The 15,106-nt window shown below is 65.4% G+C and carries 19 protein-coding genes; 18 read left to right on the plus strand and 1 reads right to left on the minus strand.

Annotation, left to right across the window (positions count from 1 at the left end; genetic code table 11):
- Positions 1-19 precede the first annotated feature (19 nt).
- Genes QO033_RS17230 through QO033_RS17245 form a run of 4 tightly spaced genes read left to right on the plus strand, consistent with a single transcriptional unit; the run spans position 20 to position 3,020 of the window.
- Positions 20-589 carry a hemerythrin domain-containing protein gene (locus tag QO033_RS17230; protein ID WP_168624903.1) on the plus strand — a complete coding sequence of 190 codons (570 nt, stop codon included), beginning with the start codon at positions 20-22 and terminating at the stop codon, positions 587-589.
- On the plus strand, positions 579-1,211 hold the full coding sequence (locus QO033_RS17235) for a carbonic anhydrase (protein ID WP_284482207.1): 633 nt from the start codon (positions 579-581) through the stop codon (positions 1,209-1,211). Before QO033_RS17230 ends, QO033_RS17235 begins: the two co-directional genes overlap by 11 nt.
- Positions 1,208-2,485, plus strand: a complete 1,278-nt coding sequence (locus QO033_RS17240) for a molybdopterin molybdotransferase MoeA (RefSeq protein WP_284482208.1) — start codon at positions 1,208-1,210, stop codon at positions 2,483-2,485. The genes QO033_RS17235 and QO033_RS17240 overlap by 4 nt, the downstream gene beginning before the upstream one ends.
- Before the next feature lie 13 nt (positions 2,486-2,498).
- The gene (locus QO033_RS17245; protein ID WP_168624901.1) at positions 2,499-3,020 is read left to right on the plus strand and encodes a DUF2478 domain-containing protein; all 522 of its coding nucleotides are present in this window, start codon (positions 2,499-2,501) and stop codon (positions 3,018-3,020) included.
- Positions 3,021-3,170: 150 nt separating this feature from the next.
- Here QO033_RS17245 and QO033_RS17250 read toward each other — a convergent pair whose 3' ends face one another.
- Complete coding sequence (locus QO033_RS17250; protein WP_284482209.1) at positions 3,171-3,446, minus strand: hypothetical protein; 276 nt, start codon at positions 3,444-3,446, stop codon at positions 3,171-3,173.
- Positions 3,447-3,640: 194 nt separating this feature from the next.
- Between QO033_RS17250 and QO033_RS17255 the strand changes: the two genes are divergently transcribed.
- Genes QO033_RS17255 through QO033_RS17320 form a run of 14 tightly spaced genes read left to right on the plus strand, consistent with a single transcriptional unit; the run spans position 3,641 to position 15,035 of the window.
- Entirely contained in the window at positions 3,641-4,000 is a 360-nt protein-coding gene (locus QO033_RS17255) for a hypothetical protein (protein WP_210730706.1), read from the plus strand.
- A gap of 25 nt (positions 4,001-4,025) precedes the next feature.
- A complete protein-coding gene (locus tag QO033_RS17260) occupies positions 4,026-4,709 on the plus strand; it encodes a lytic transglycosylase domain-containing protein (protein ID WP_210730713.1) in 684 nt (227 codons plus the stop codon).
- Complete coding sequence (locus tag QO033_RS17265; RefSeq protein WP_028095512.1) at positions 4,706-4,996, plus strand: TrbC/VirB2 family protein; 291 nt, start codon at positions 4,706-4,708, stop codon at positions 4,994-4,996. The genes QO033_RS17260 and QO033_RS17265 overlap by 4 nt, the downstream gene beginning before the upstream one ends.
- Positions 4,997-5,005: 9 nt before the next feature.
- On the plus strand, positions 5,006-5,284 hold the full coding sequence (locus tag QO033_RS17270) for a type IV secretion system protein VirB3 (RefSeq protein WP_284482210.1): 279 nt from the start codon (positions 5,006-5,008) through the stop codon (positions 5,282-5,284).
- Complete coding sequence (locus tag QO033_RS17275; RefSeq protein WP_284482211.1) at positions 5,274-7,658, plus strand: VirB4 family type IV secretion/conjugal transfer ATPase; 2,385 nt, start codon at positions 5,274-5,276, stop codon at positions 7,656-7,658. Before QO033_RS17270 ends, QO033_RS17275 begins: the two co-directional genes overlap by 11 nt.
- On the plus strand, positions 7,655-7,870 hold the full coding sequence (locus QO033_RS17280; RefSeq protein ID WP_284482212.1) for a hypothetical protein: 216 nt from the start codon (positions 7,655-7,657) through the stop codon (positions 7,868-7,870). The genes QO033_RS17275 and QO033_RS17280 overlap by 4 nt, the downstream gene beginning before the upstream one ends.
- 4 nt (positions 7,871-7,874) lie before the next feature.
- The gene (locus QO033_RS17285) at positions 7,875-9,041 is read left to right on the plus strand and encodes a lytic transglycosylase domain-containing protein (protein ID WP_284482213.1); all 1,167 of its coding nucleotides are present in this window, start codon (positions 7,875-7,877) and stop codon (positions 9,039-9,041) included.
- Positions 9,038-9,835 carry a type IV secretion system protein gene (locus tag QO033_RS17290; RefSeq protein ID WP_168624973.1) on the plus strand — a complete coding sequence of 266 codons (798 nt, stop codon included), beginning with the start codon at positions 9,038-9,040 and terminating at the stop codon, positions 9,833-9,835. Before QO033_RS17285 ends, QO033_RS17290 begins: the two co-directional genes overlap by 4 nt.
- Positions 9,836-9,861: 26 nt before the next feature.
- Positions 9,862-10,509 carry a virB8 family protein gene (locus QO033_RS17295; protein WP_284482219.1) on the plus strand — a complete coding sequence of 216 codons (648 nt, stop codon included), beginning with the start codon at positions 9,862-9,864 and terminating at the stop codon, positions 10,507-10,509.
- Between the two features lie 53 nt (positions 10,510-10,562).
- Positions 10,563-11,219: a TrbG/VirB9 family P-type conjugative transfer protein gene (locus QO033_RS17300; protein WP_284482220.1), complete on the plus strand. Its 657-nt coding sequence runs from the start codon at positions 10,563-10,565 to the stop codon at positions 11,217-11,219.
- Positions 11,216-12,538: a TrbI/VirB10 family protein gene (locus tag QO033_RS17305; protein ID WP_284482214.1), complete on the plus strand. Its 1,323-nt coding sequence runs from the start codon at positions 11,216-11,218 to the stop codon at positions 12,536-12,538. Before QO033_RS17300 ends, QO033_RS17305 begins: the two co-directional genes overlap by 4 nt.
- A gap of 1 nt (position 12,539) precedes the next feature.
- Positions 12,540-13,574 carry an ATPase, T2SS/T4P/T4SS family gene (locus tag QO033_RS17310; RefSeq protein ID WP_284482215.1) on the plus strand — a complete coding sequence of 345 codons (1,035 nt, stop codon included), beginning with the start codon at positions 12,540-12,542 and terminating at the stop codon, positions 13,572-13,574.
- 16 nt (positions 13,575-13,590) lie between these two features.
- The gene (locus tag QO033_RS17315; RefSeq protein ID WP_284482216.1) at positions 13,591-14,010 is read left to right on the plus strand and encodes a hypothetical protein; all 420 of its coding nucleotides are present in this window, start codon (positions 13,591-13,593) and stop codon (positions 14,008-14,010) included.
- Positions 14,010-15,035: a type IV secretion system protein gene (locus tag QO033_RS17320; protein WP_284482217.1), complete on the plus strand. Its 1,026-nt coding sequence runs from the start codon at positions 14,010-14,012 to the stop codon at positions 15,033-15,035. The genes QO033_RS17315 and QO033_RS17320 overlap by 1 nt, the downstream gene beginning before the upstream one ends.
- Positions 15,036-15,106: the final 71 nt, after the last annotated feature.

The raw sequence follows: 15,106 nt of genomic DNA on the forward strand, positions 1-15,106 counted from the left end.
CCACGCGAAAGGACGTGTGATGAAACCGTCAGAGACAGTGACGCGCGGAAGTGGCGACAAACCGACGAGTCCGAGCCTGCTCGCAAATCCTCTGGACTTCATCAGCGAAGACCACCTGCGCGAACGTCAGATTTGCGCAGTTATCGACGCGCTGGCAACGGCGGACGCTTTCAATCGCCAAGAAGCGACAGCGGTGCTGCGCTTTGTGAACGAGGAACTGAACGTCCACCTGCGCGACGAGGCTGAGGACCTGTTCCCGCTTCTTGCCCGGCGCTGCACAGAAGAGGATGCGATTGAGGGTGCGATCGACCGGATCAGGGCCGATCAGGATGAGGCGATGCGTCTGCTGCCCGAAGTGCGAGCGATGCTCACTCGTTGCCTCGATAGAGGGGCCGATCTGTCCTCCAAGGAGCGCGGGGTGTTGTCCAGGTTTGCGGGGCACGTGCGGCGCCACCTCGTTGCCGAAAACGCGATCCTCTTGCCGATTGCCCGCGCCCGGCTGACCCGGGCCGATCTGCGGATCCTGTCGAAACACATGCGCTCAAGACGCGGGCTGCCAGATTTCCCGGAGACGACCGATGTTGAATGACCTTCTGGCGCGCAATGTGGCGTGGTCGAGAAAACGTCACGACGAAGAGCCTGACTATTTCACCCGCCTTGCCGCCCTTCAGGCGCCCGAGTTCTTCTGGATCGGCTGTTCGGACAGCCGGGTGCCGGCCAACGTGGTCGCGGGGCTGGATCCAGGCGAAGTGTTCGTCCATCGCAACGTCGCTAACATCGTTCACTCCTCGGACATGAACCTCCTGTCGGCGCTGGAATTCGCGGTCGATGCCTTGCATGTACGCGAGATCATCGTTTGCGGCCACTATGGCTGCGGCGGGGTCAAGGCCGCGACCGAGGATCTGCCACACGGTCTGGCCGATCACTGGCTCGAGCCGATCCGGCGCCTCGCCCGTGCTTATGCGGTCGATCTGGGGCGCGAAGCCGACCTCGAGGCACAACGCGACCGGCTGGCCGAACTCAACGTGGTCGAAGGCGTGCGGCGCGTCTGCGAGACGCCGATCCTGCAGAAGGCATGGCGCCGCGGAGCCGATGTCCGCGTGCATGGCCTGATTTACGGGCTCAAGGACGGGCGCCTGCGCGATCTCGATTGCAGCATCGGGCCCGGGCATTTCCAGCCTACCCATTCCGCCGAGGAGGCAGCACAATGACCATCCATCAAGCCATCGCGTCACCGGGCTGCGGCTGTGACAGTCAGGACATGCTTCACGCGCTGATCAGCATCGACGAGGCACTGACCCGGATTGCAGGGAATGTAGCACCGGTCGGCCGCACCGAGGCCCTGTCGCTCGACCACGCCTTTGGCCGCATTCTTGCCCAGCCGGTCCGGTGCCGGTCCATGGCACCGGCTTTCGATAATGCGGCAATGGATGGCTATGCAATCGCGACATCGGCCCTGACTGGCGCTGGACCCTGGGTGCTGCCAGTCGTTGCGCGCGTGCCTGCCGGGCAGGCGGTGACGACGCCGGTTGCAGGAGCCGTGGCGGCCCGGATCTTTACGGGCGCGCCAATCCCCAATGGCGCGGACGCTGTCGTGATGCAGGAGGACGTCCTGCGTGACGGGGACGTCATTCATCTGTCGCGCCGACCCGAACCGCGCTTGAACATCCGCCGTGCGGGCAGCGACATGGCCAAGGGTGCGACCGTTCTGGACAAGGGGCACAGGCTCGGCCCGAGGGAGATCGCCGCCTGTGCCGCCGCCGGTGCAGGCATTCTGCGCGTTCGGCGCAAGCTCCGCGTAGCACTGCTTGTCACCGGCGACGAGGTACGCCGCGCCGGGGGCGCGCGTGAGGCCGCCCAGATCTGGGACGTCAACACTCCGATGCTGACGGCAAGCCTTGCAGCTGCGGATGTCGACATCGTCGCCTCGGATCATGGTGCCGACAACCTTGCCGGCCTTGTCCGTCAATTGGGCGACATGTCGGCGCAAGCCGATCTTGTCATCACCACGGGCGGTATCTCGGTGGGCGAAGAAGATCATGTGAAGCCGGCTGTCATGGCATTGGGCGGCGAAACCCTGTTCAGCGGCGTTGCGATCAAACCGGGCAAGCCGGTGTCGGTCGGGCGCATCGGCAAGGCGCACTGGCTTGGATTGCCCGGCAACCCGGTATCGGCCTTCGTCACATGGCAGGTCTTCGGACTGGCGCTAGTCCGTGCCCTGAGCGGCGAGGGACCCGCCCCGACCCGACGGCATGTCGTGATCGCAGGCCCAATCCGCCGCAAGCCCGGGCGCTGCGAACTCCGGCCCGCCAGGCTCGCCGGTTTCGATGCACATGGTCGCGAGGTCGTCGGTTTCGAGGGTGCCACGCATTCGGCCCGTGTCGGGCTGCTCTCTCCAGCGGACGGGCTGATGTTTCTGCCCGCCGACGTCGAATCCCTGCCAGCCGGTGCGCTGGTTGAATTCCAACCTTTTTGCCAATCCTGAAGGAGCCCCGGACATGAAACTCGCCTACACGATGGCGCCCGGACGCGGCGATACGGATCTGGTGCTTGAACGGCTGGCAGCGAACCTCGCAGCCCGGGGCCTAAGATGCTGCGGCACTGTCCAGATCAACAGCGAGCGCGCCGATGCCGGCCCCTGCGACATGGATGTGCGGGTGCTGCCCGATGGTCCCGTTCTGCGCATCAGCCAGGATCTTGGCCCGCAGGCGCGGGGGTGCCGCCTCGACCCTGCCGCGCTTGAAACGGCGGTGGGTCTGGTCAAGGTCAGCCTCTCATCCGGCGCGGACCTGCTGATCGTCAACAAGTTCGGAAAGCACGAGGCGGAGGGGCGGGGGTTCCGCGACGTGATCGCCGAGGCGGTTGCGATGGAGATCCCCGTTCTGGTCGGTCTAAATGCGCTCAACCGACCGGCCTTCGAGAGTTTCGCGGAAGGGCTGGCAGTTCAGCTACCGTCTGATCCCGCGGCGCTGATGGCTTGGGTTAAGGAAGTGACAACGAGGGTTGACGAGGTGGCCTGAGGTCAACCGACGCGCGCGACTTCCCGTCCCTCCTCCCGCCATTCCGGCAAACCGCCCTCCAGCCGCCGTGCGTTTAGCCCGTGGCGACGCAGGGTGGCGGGCCTGATGGGCCTATCGGATCAGGCCCGCCCAGTGCCAGCGGGAGGGGGGCTACTCGACAGCCTCGATGAACCGCCCGTATTCCTCGCTCACTTCCCTGGCATCCACAAAGGCTCGCGCGCGCTCCTCGTCGATGCAGCGGAAATACTCCTGCACGTCGGCGATGTAGGCCTCGAAATCCCCCCGGATCAGGTCCGCGTAGGCGCGCATGTCTTCTCGGGACGCGGGCAGGAACGGCCGTTCGGGCGGGATGCAGGCATGGGCCGGACCACTCACCACAAGGACGGTGATCAGCAGCGCCAGGGGGATGTTGCGCGCACAGGACATGTGCAGGGCAAAACTCCTTTGCCGCCTTTAAGATCACGACTTTGTCAGCTATCACCGTTATCGGAGCAAGGCAATCTTCGTCAAGTCGTTTTAATTGTCTTGCTATCGTTTATGTTGTCTTGTATCGCCCGCGGTGTTGCGACCCCGTGGGCCCGAGACTGCACCCAGGCAGAACAAGGACCCAAGGGAAGGCCATGATAGAAGAAGCACCGAATGTGGTTACAGAAGACGGGCTGCGCGGCCTCCTTGCCGAAGGCTATCTCATCGAGGTGGTCTGCAAGGAAGGCGCCGAGAAGCGCCACAACAGCTGGTACGGCGCCTGGGTCATCCGCGCGGTTGCCCCGGATGGGGGGGACGACAAGATGCTCGTCACCAGCCGCAGCGTCCTCAAGCTGCGCGATTTCAAGACCATCGTCGGCCTTGTCAGCTTCCTTGCCGACATGGGCTGCACGACCGCCAGCATCCCGCTCGTCGAAGGCGCCCGCGAGCGCCACGCAGCACCCGGGCGCACGTCCGAGCCAAGGACCGGCCCGGTTCTGGTCAAGGACAACTGATCGCGCGTTTGCGCTCGTCGTTGCACTGGGTACAGGTGTTTGTTCCGCACCCCCGGCCCTTGCCGACGGTTTCATCTTCCAGGTCAGTCCCGATGGCCGACTGATCGACACCGCCGAGACTGCGAGCACCTTGCGCTCGTTCACTGGCGAAGAAGATGCCCAGAATGGGCCCCTTCCTGATCGTCTCTTTCTCTTTGCCGCACCGCAGGCCCGTGGGTATGATGCTCCCCTGAGCGATGTGACAGCTGCCGCAGCGATCGCCCCGCGCGCCGTCCGCGCCTCCCCCGAAATCCTCCACGCCATCGAGACCACGGCGCTGCGCTACGGCAGCCATGGTGCCCTGCGTCAGGCAGGTCTGTCGGTCAGCGATTGGGCGCTGTTCTATCGCGCCAACATCGAGGTCGAGAGCGCCTACAATCCCGGCGCGCGCAGCCCCGTCGGCGCCATCGGACTCGGCCAGCTGATGCCCGACACCGCGCGCGATCTCGGCGTCGATCCCCATGACACCGCCCAGAACCTCGATGGCTCGGCGCGTTACCTTCTGATGATGCTCGAGCAGTTCGGCGATCCCGCGCTGGCGCTCGCTGCCTATAATGCCGGTCCCCATGCGGTCACCCGCCATGGCGGCATTCCCCCCTTTCGAGAAACCCAAGGCCATGTGGCCCGTGTGACAGCCGTGTTCCAGCGGCTGAGAGGAGACCTTTCGTGACGTCCAAATCTTCCTTTGTCGCGCTCGGCGCGATGGCCCTCATCGTGCTGGCCGGCCCAGCACTGGCCCAAAGTATCGACCTGTCGCCGGTGCAAACGCTGCTACAGGGCATCGTCGATGCGATCACCGGTCCCTTGGGCATCGTGATCGGCACGCTCGCACTTATCGGCGTCTTCCTCTCCTGGCTCTTCGGGATCCTCGACTTCCGCCAAGCGCTCTGGGTCGTGGTCGCGATCGCAGGCATCGCTGCGGCGCCCACCATCGTCGCCGCGATCTGGACGACCTGAGCAATACCGATGTCCGACCAGTCCCGCGTGTTCATCGGCCTTCTGAGGCCGCCCAAGCTGATGGGCCTGCCGATCATGTACGCCATGGTCTGGCTCTTCGGCTCGACGCTCCTGTTCCTCTGGGTGCAGAGCTGGGTGGTGGCCGTCTTCGCGGGGCTGGCCTGGCCTGCGCTTTGGAAGGCTGCGGACTGGGATCCGAACTTCCTCGATGTCCTGGTGATCACCCTGCAGGAAACCCCGCCCACGACAAACCGCAAGCTGCACGGAGGCGACAGCTATGGCCCGTGATGGACTTGCCGATGACGTGGCGGAGGCGCTCGATCCGCTGACCGCGCTGCCCGCATGGGTCAAGGGCGAGAAGCGGCTCTCAATGATGCTGCCCTATGTCAGCCTTGTCACCGACCGGACGATCCGGACGCGCGGGAACGAGCTGATGCAATGCATTCGCCTTGAAGGAGTGAACAGCACCACGAGCGAAGACGGGCATCTCGACCGGATCGGAGGGTTGCTGGCTGGCATCGTGGCGCAGGTCGGGACCGAGTTCTCCTTCTACCTGCACAAGGTGTCGAAAGCGGTCGATGTGACCCTGCCGCCCATTCCGGGCGAAGGGTTTGCGGCTGCCGTTGATCAACGCTGGCGCGCGCATCTGGGCCAATCTGGCCTGCGCGACAAGACGTTGACCCTGACTGTGCTGAAGCGCCCCGAGACCGGCAGCCGTTTTCCCTTTGGCTTGGGCGCGTCTCGTGCCCGGCATGCGGCGGACACAACCCGTCGTCTGCGTAAGCTCGACGAGGTCGTGGGGTTTCTGCTGTCGTCCTTCGATGAGCTGAAGCCTCGCCTCTTGGCAGCCAGCACTGGCGAGCTTCTGGGGTTTCTCGGCTCGCTCAACTCCGGCGAAGAGCACCCGCTCTTCCCGCGGTCGCGCCTCGGCGTGATCGCCGAGGACGTGGCCAATACCCGCGTCACCTTCCGCGGCACGACCATCGCTCTTTCCGACGGAGCCGTCGGCGACAAGCTCGGGGCGATCTTTGCGGTGAAGAACTACCCCGCCAAGACCGACAGCCTGATGCTCGACGAACTGAACCTGCCCGTCGACATGGTGGTCACCCACTCCTTCGTGCCGATCAACGCCAACATTATGGCGGGCCGGATCAAGCGGCAGCTACGCCTCATGCAGGCCGCCAACGACGGGGCTGTCAGCCTCGCGCAGGAGTTGGAACTCGCGCAGGACGATCTGGAGTCCAAACGCCTGATCTTCGGCGAGCACCACATGACCGTGGCCGTCTACGCGCGGTCTCAGGCCGCGCTCGACGACATCGCAGCCGAGATCCGCAACATCTCCGCCACCTCCGGCATCAACCTGATCTCCGAAGCCTTCGGCGCGCGGGCGCATTTCATGGCGCAGCATCCGGGGAACACAGGGGCGCGCAGCCGCAAGGCCGCGATCACGAACCACAACTTCGCCGATCTTGCTACTTTCCACCGCACGCCCCTCGGCAAGACCGGTATGGAAGTTCCTTGGGGCGTGCCGATCACGGTTTTCCCGACGCCTGAGCGCAGCGGGTTCCGCTTCAATTTCCACGAACAGGGCGCACCGGACCGCGAGCCCACGGGTGGGCACACGCTGATCTTGGGCCGCCCCGGCTCGGGCAAATCCGTGTTGGCGGCTTTCTTGATGACCATGGCACGGCGGGCAGGTGCGCGCCTCTTCGTCTTCGATTATCGCGCCGGCATGGAAATGGCCGTCCGCGCGCTTGGGGGCAGCTATTCGACGGTACGGGCAGGGCGGCCCACGGGGCTCAACCCCCTGCAAACCGAGATTGACGCCCGCGGTCAGGCCTGGTTGGCCGACTGGCTTGCAAGCCTCCTCGAGCGCCGCGATCGGCCCCTGACCCCGGTGCAGACCAACCGCCTGCAGGAGGTCGTGCGCCAGAACGCCAGTGCGGGGAACGCGGGGCTCAGGAACTGGACGGATTTCGCCTCGCTGCTGGTCTCGACCGATGACGAAGGCGATCTTTTCGAGCGGATGCAGGAATGGATGGCAGACGGCCGCTATGGCTGGATCTTCGGGGCCAATGCCGAGGACAGTTTCAGCATCGACGGGGACGTCGCAGGCTTCGATCTGACCGGTATCCTCGACTCTGAGAGCGAGCGGGAACGCATGGCGGTCCTGTCCTACCTCTTCCGCCGGGTCGAACGCGTGATCGAGGATCGCAAACCCACGATCATCGTCATCGACGAAGCCTGGAAGGCGCTCGACAACGCCTATTTCGCGGAGCGGCTCTCGAACTGGCTTGTGACTGCCCGCAAGCAGAACGCCGTCGTCGTGATGATGACCCAGTATGCCAGCCAGCTCGAACGTACCCGGACCGGCAAGACCATCGTGGAAGCCGTGCCGACGCAGGTGCTCTTGCCCAACATCCGCGCCTCGGCTGCCGATTACGCGATGCTCGGCCTTAGCGAGAAAGAACTCGACGTTCTTCTGGGCGTCGGCTCCGCCTCGCGGCTCGCACTCGTTCGTGATGACCGCGGCGCAGTGGTGATCGATGCCGATCTGAGCGCCCTCGGCCCCCTCGTGACCATCCTCGGCGGCATGGAGAAGGGCGAGGCCCTTGTCGGTCCCGATTACCGAGACCGCCCCGATTTCTGGAGAGTGACATGACCCGTACCATCATCCGCAGCGCTGTGCTGCTCGGCCTCGGCCTGACCCTGACGGCTTGCGCGCAGCATAACCCCGCGCAAGCCAACTGCTTCAACTTCCGCGATACGCCCGCACGAGGTGCAACCGCGACAGCCACGATCTCGACCATGGGTGCGGAGGTCACGCGCCGCGACACGGCTTGCGATTTCGTCCTCTTGGGGGCGGGCGGCTGAGCCAATGCGGACCTGGCTTCCTCTCTCGGTGGTCAGCCTTGCGCTGGCTGGTCCCGCTGCGGGCCCAGCCGTCGCCCAAGGCGTGCCAACCTTCGACCTGCGCCTGTTTGCCGAACGACAGGCAATCCTCGAACAGACCGATCGCGACCTGGCGATGCAACAAGACCGGCTGACCCGCGAAGGGGAACTGGCCGAGATCGAACGCCAGCAACTCGCCTCGCTCGAAGGGCTCATGGATGCCATGTCCCTTGGCTCGGGCGATGTGGCTGGCACCGTGGCCGGGCTCGAGGCGGGGCAGGGGGCGGTTGGTGACGTCGAAAGCGCAGCCGCCAGCCTCTACGCGCCCGAGGACAACAATCCGGCCGCAGCCCGGATGTTTGGCGATGCCCGGGAAGGGATCGAGGAACTGATCATCCGCGCGGCGCGCCATACCCACGGACTGCCGGGCGTGAGCCGTGCGGGCCTCTCGCTCGTGCAATGGCGCTGCCTTCTGCAGGCGCTGATCTGGCAGGAAAGCCGCTTCCAGATCGGGGCGCGCTCTCCCGTAGGGGCCTTCGGCCTCACCCAGATCATGCCCGGTACGGCCGGCGATCTCGGGATCTATCCGGCCTATTATGACGACCCCTGGCTGCAGGTGACGGGGGGCGCGCGGTACCTCGCGCAGATGCTGAACATGTTCGATGGCAACATCATCCACGCCCTCGCGGCCTATAACGCTGGCCCCGGCAACGTGCAGAACTACGGCGGCGTCCCGCCCTTCGCGGAGACGCAGCACTACGTCGTTATGATCCCCCAGCAGTACAACAGCTATCTCGCCGCCGTGGGCGGCATCGATGCGCTCGGCACAATCGATCCCGTCCTTCTGGCGAACGCGAGTTTCAGCCTCTCGGCCCATGGGGCGGGGGTCTATGGGGACTATTCGCTCGTCTCGGTCCGTGCCGCCGCCTTGCGGGTGCAAGACATCATCATCCGCATCGGCGAGACGGAAGACCTGCATGAGGCCATCGCGCTCAACACCTATGCCCGCGCCGAGCTGGCCCGGCTGGTCGCGATCCGGACCCGGATCAAGGCCGCCCATACCCAGCCGCTCAGCGAGGAACAACTCGCCATGGCCGCAGCCCAAGCCGCCGAGCGGCAGTTCATGGATTTCACCCAGGAGACATTGCGATGATCCGGCGCTTGTACCGTTCCCTCACCACCACCGCCGCGACCCTCGCGCTGACCTCCGCCCTCGCGGGGCCCGTCACCGCACAGGGCGTGCCCACGGTCGATACCCAGAACATCGCCCAGGAAATCCGCCAGCTTCAGCAGATGCTGCAGGATTTCGGGATCCAGACCGATCTTCTGGACAATGCGCTGGCGCAACTCGAGACGTTGCAAGGCCAGCTCGATCAGCTGAACGAGATGTATGCCTCGCTCACCGGTCCGCGCAGCATCCTCGGCCTCGCTATGGGCGGCGACCTCGACGACCTCCTGCAGGCCAATTTCGAAGACATCCCCGGCCTGATCCGAGGCATCCAGGCGGGCGACTGGTCGAGCCTGATCGGCCCAAACGCGGGGCCCCTGCGCACGCAGATGGAACAGGCGCTCGCCAGTGCCGGGTTCGACGAGGACTCGCTGCGCGAGATTGCCACCAGCGGCAATCCCGGCGCAGAAGGAGTCGCGACCCGCGCCACGACCGGTGCCGTGATGTCGGCGGCGGCCCAGAACAGCCATGCAGAGGCAGCGCAATCCCTCGAACGTGTCGAACAGCTCGTCGCGATGATCCCCGACATGGAGGACCTCAAGGAGTCGATGGACCACAACACCCGCGTCACGGCGGAACTGGCCATCGCCATGACGCGGATGTGGGAGCTTGAGGCCATCCAGACCCTCGGCGCAGGCAATGCGGGCGTGGTGGATGCCGCCACCGTCGCCGAAGAGCGCCGCTACATGGACTTCACTCTGCCGAGCTTGCGGCCATGAGCAAAGGTCCCGACATGACGGCGGGCATGAGCGCGCGCGAACTGGTTGAGGAGGAACTGATCCATGGCGCACTGCGTCGGGAGCAGCTCTGGCGGATGATCGGCCTTGGCGGGGCAGGCTTTGGCGTTTTCGGCTGCCTTGCGGCCGCAGCCGTCGTCCTGATGGTCGAGACGCCGCCGCCGGTCGTCGTGCCCTATGACCCCGCGACGGGTCTGGCCCTGCCCAATGCCACGGTCGAAACGGTGCGGCTTGCCGAGCGGCCTGCGATCATCGAGGCGCAGATCTACCGCTACATCCTTGACCGCGAGGCCTACAACCAGCTCGACAACGATCTGCGCGTCCGCCGGGTGCTGGCGCAATCCACCGGAGCGGCCGAGGCCAGCATGCGCGCCATGTGGACCTCGGGGCAGGAAAGCTATCCTCCAACCCGCTATGGCCCCGCGGCCGAGATGGCTGTCGAGATCGCCTCGATCACGCTCATCGGCGAGAACCGCGCGCAGGTCCGCCTCAGAAAGCGCCTGACCAGTCCGCAAGGGGCGCAGGACGGATCGTTCACCGCAACACTGATGTTCGCTTTTCAGCCCGAACGGACCCGCTCGATCGACGATGTCTGGCAAAACCCTTTCGGCTTCACCGTCACCCAATATGCCATCCGATCGGACCGTTCCGAATGACCTCTGTTCCAGTTCTTGCCCCTGTTCACGCCCTGTTCGTCGCCGGTGCCCTGATGCTCTCCGCACCCGCAGCCTTCGCTGAAACCACGCCGCGCCCCGGTCCCCATGACAACCGCGTCCGGATCGCGACCTGGACCGAGGGGCAGGTCTACCGCGTCGTCACCACCCTGACCCGGGTCACCACCGTCGAGTTCGGTGAGGGTGAAACCATCCGCTCGATCATCGCGGGCGACACGGTTGGCTTCCAGTTCGACGGCGTGCCCGGCGGACGCGCCTTCGCGATCAAGCCTGCCGCCTCTGGCGTGGCCACCAACATCACGGTCTACACGAACCGCCGCTCCTACTACTTCCACGTCGTCGAGGCGCGCGAGACCCCGCATTACGTCGTGCAGTTCCGCTATCCCGAGAGCCGCGTAGAACCGACCCGGGCTGTCGCGGCCGAGGCGCCGAATGCAAACTACGCCGTCAGCGCCCGGGAGGAGTTCACACCGACCGCCATCTGGGATGATGGCACCTTCACCTACTTCCGCTTCGCGCGGAACGCGCCGGTCCCGGCGATCTTCCGCTATGCCAATGGCGGCGAGCGGGCGGTGAACAGCACGGCACTCGAGGACGGTGTCATCCGTGTCTCGGGCGTGAACCGCCAATGGGTGCTGCGTCTTGGCGAAGACGAGGTCTGTGTTCAGGATATGGGTGGGCCCACATCATGAGCCAGGAGACCGAAGACCTCGCCGCTCGCCTCGCGGCCCTTGAAGCGACGGGCGAGAAGAAGCGCGGTGCCGCACGGTCCTCCCCGCTGGCCGCCATCCTCGGTGTGGCCGGGATCGTGGCCGCAGGCGGCCTGGCCTGGGCCGCCTTGCAGCCATCGCCGGAAGCGCCCCTGCCGACCGCAGCCCCCGAAGAGTTCCAGACCACAGGATCGGGCTTCGGCGACCTTGCCCCCATGCCCGTCGTCGAGCCTGCCCCGCCGCCGGCCGAGACGGGCCCCACCGCGTCGGAACTCGCGCTGATGGAAAGCCTCGCCACGCTGCGGGCGGAACTCGAAGACCTCCGGGCGCGGCCCGTCGAGGCATCGGACAACGGCGCAGAACAAGCCATCGCCGATCTCACGGCACAGATCGCGGCGCTGCAGGAGGCCTCATCTGAGGCGCAGCGCGCGCTCGAACGGCAATTGACCGAACGCGACCGCGAGCTTGACCTGCTGCGCATGGACCTCGAGGTTGCGCGGCTGACCCCGCCTGCGCCCATGGATCTCGGGCCGAACGAGGAGGAGTTGCGGCTTGCGGAACTCGAGCGCCGCCGCATCGCCGAAGCGGAAGCCCGGGCCGAACGCATCGCGTCGCCCATGATCGCGTTCTCCGGGATGGGGGCCGGGACCGACCGGGGGAACAGCCTCGAGGCGGCGCGTCTGAACGAGGACGAAGCCTTCGTGCGCGCAGGTGCGCGGCCCGCACCCGTGACGCGGGCCGAAGTGATCGTGAACCCCGGCAACACCGTCGTGCAAGGCACGATGATCCAGGCCGTGACCGAGACGGCGCTCGACAGCACGCTGCCTGGTGCAATCCGCGCCATCGTCTCGGAAGACGTTCATTCCTTCGACGGCACGCGGGTCTTGATCCCGCGCGGCGCGCGCCTCATTGGCCGCTATCGCTCCGATGTGGCGCTCGCGCAGTCGCGGGTGATGGTGGCCTGGGACCGCATCATCCTGCCCGACAACCAGACCTTGGAGATCAGCGCCTTCGGCGGAGATGAGCTCGGTCGAACCGGCACCACCGGATTTGTCGACACCCGCTTCGCGCAACGCTTCGGCTCGGCCGCGCTGATCTCGCTGATCGGGGCTCTTCCTGCCGCAGCTGCAGGCCAGATTGAGGATGAGGCTGCGGCCGACATCGCGAGCGACGTCGGCACGGACCTGCGCGACAGCACCCAGAGCGTGATGCAGGACTATCTCGCGATCCGGCCCGTGATCCATGTCGACCAGGGCACGCGGATCACCGTCATGGTCGATCGCGATCTGGAGATATTCTGACATGGCGGCGAGCTATCTCGAAGCCTCGCTCGACCGGCTTGGCGCGCCCGCGCAGCGCGACGACACGATCGAGATCTGCATCAACCCCGACGGGCAGGTCTGGGGCGAGCTCCAGGGCGATCATTTCATGCGCGGCCTCGGCACGCCGCTCACCCAGACCGAAATCAAGGACCTCGGCAACCAGATCGCCTCGGCTGCCTCGACGACGCTCAGCCAGAAGAAGCCCATCGTCTCGGTCTCGATCCTCTACCGGGATCGCCCTATCCGGGCGCAAGTCATCCAGCCCCCGGCCGTCGAAGGCGGGTTTTCCATCTCGCTGCGGTTCTTCTCGTCGCTGCCGCTGGAGGCGATCAAGCTTGGCTTCCTGTATGGCAAGGAGCGCAGCCTCGAAGGCCTGCGCCGCGAACGGAACGCCGCGCTGCGCGATGTGGTGGCCTCGGGCGACATCGACGCCGCCCTGCGCTTCTGCGTCGAGAACAAGCTCAACATGATCGTCTCGGGCGGCACATCGACCGGCAAGACGGTTGCGGCGCGCAAGATCCTCTCGCTGATCCCGCCGGAAGAGCGGATCATCACTATCGAGGAGGCGGCAGAACTGCGGCCAGAGCAGCCGAATGCCGTGACGCTGATTGCGGACCGGGACACCGATGCCCGCAGCGCCGATGTGCTTCTGGCCTCAACCCTGCGGATGCGGCCCGACCGGATCGTGCTCGGTGAGGTCCGGGGACGTGAGGCCATGACTTTCCTCGAGGCGATCAACACCGGGCATGGCGGCTCACTGACGACGCTGCATGCCGAGACCCCGCAACTGGCCGTCCGCCGCCTCGCCATTGCCGCGCTCAAGACCGATGTGCCGATGACCTATGCCGACATGGTCGACTACATCGAGGGCTCCATCGACGTGATCATCCAGGCCGGTCGCCATGACGGCGCCCGCGGCATCACCGAGTTCTTCCTGCCGGGGCAGGCAAGACATCCAGACCAGAACACGGCCGGAACCGGGGTCACAAAGCGCCCAACGGTCGCCGCCGAATGACCCGAAAGGAAACCCCATGCGCAAGATCACCCTCGCCGCAGTTGTCACCCTTCTGGCCGCTCCCCTCGCGGCCCAGACATCGCCTCAAATCACGAACGATCTCACCGTGACCGTCACGCCCCAGCAGTACCGGATCTGCAACGACCGGCCCGCACGACCGACCTGGATGGATGAAGTCCACCCGCGCGAGGCCTACAAGGCGCTGACGTTGATGCGGCTCTACGAGCTGCGATCCTGGGAGACGATCAAGGAAACTGGCGACTGCGGCTGTGATGTGCGCTTCCCGTCATGGGATGCCGCCTCGGCCGAGTACGAGGAACGGTTCGCTACAAGCACGCAGGCCGAGCATACCCAAGCGAGGCTGGCCATTCGTAACGAACAGAACCAGATCGCCCGCGACGTCCAGGATATCTGCGAAGCGCAAGGCAACTGGTAATGAGCATCGTCAGCTGGATGGTCGGAACTGCCGACGGCTTCCTTGCCGATGCGGCCGAGTCCCAGTTCGGGGCTGTGGCCAGCAATACCGGCACGATCGTCCTGCTGATGGTCACACTCTCGCTGATCGGCGTCTGCATCAACATGGCCTTCCAGTTCCGCAGCATGGATGGAGCCAGCTTCTTCTGGTACCTGGTCAAACTGATGTTGATTGGGCTCTTCGCTTTCAACTGGGCCAACTTCAACGCTGTGGCCAATGCCGTGATCGGCGGGCTCGACTACGTTGCCGGGGCCCTGATCTCCTCTGTCGGCGGCGGCGGGGCAGGAGCTACCTACTTCGCAGGCGAGTTCGATGATCTCATCACGGAGTTCAGCCAATACCTGAACGCGATCGGCAACAACCTGAACTGGATGACCGGCGCGATCCTCGGCGGCATCGGCCTCGTGCTCTTGAGCCTCCTTGGCTTCATGACCGGCATCGTCCTCATCTTCGCCAAGATGATGCTGACACTCATGCTCGGCCTCGCGCCGATCATGATCGCCCTGTCGCTCTTCGATGCAACGAAGGATTTCTTCCACAGATGGGTCTCAACCACGATCAGCTATGCCTTCTACCCCATTGTCATCGCCGCCATGTTCTCGACCGTCGTCGGCATGGCGAATTCGCTGCTGGCCCAGCTCGGTGACCCAAACTCGGCCACCAACATCGGTTCACTGGTGCCGTTCTTCGTGATGGTGTTCCTCGCCAAGGGCTTTGTCGCGGCAACGCCCCTGATCGTGCGGGGGATCTCGGGGAACCTGATGGTGGCTGCGGCTCCTGCGATTGCCAACGGGTCTGCGGGGGTGCTGCGGGGGCTGATGAACACCTCTGGGGTGCAGGGCAGGGCGCGGATCGGTGCAATGACCACGGGTGAGGCGATTGGGCGGGGGGCGGTGCAGGCGCCCGCGGTGGTGCGGAGCGCTGCGGCGACGGCAAGCGCGCAAGTGGTTAGGATTGCTGAGAGGGCAAAGCGGTTGGGGCGGTGAAACCCAAAGTGCCATCGAAATGATGCCTTCTCTTTAATGTGAAGGGCGGAAAGTGTGAACTTGCTGCGGTC

Source organism: Pseudodonghicola flavimaris (genome assembly GCF_030164425.1).
Taxonomy (GTDB): Bacteria; Pseudomonadota; Alphaproteobacteria; order Rhodobacterales; family Rhodobacteraceae; genus Pseudodonghicola; species Pseudodonghicola flavimaris.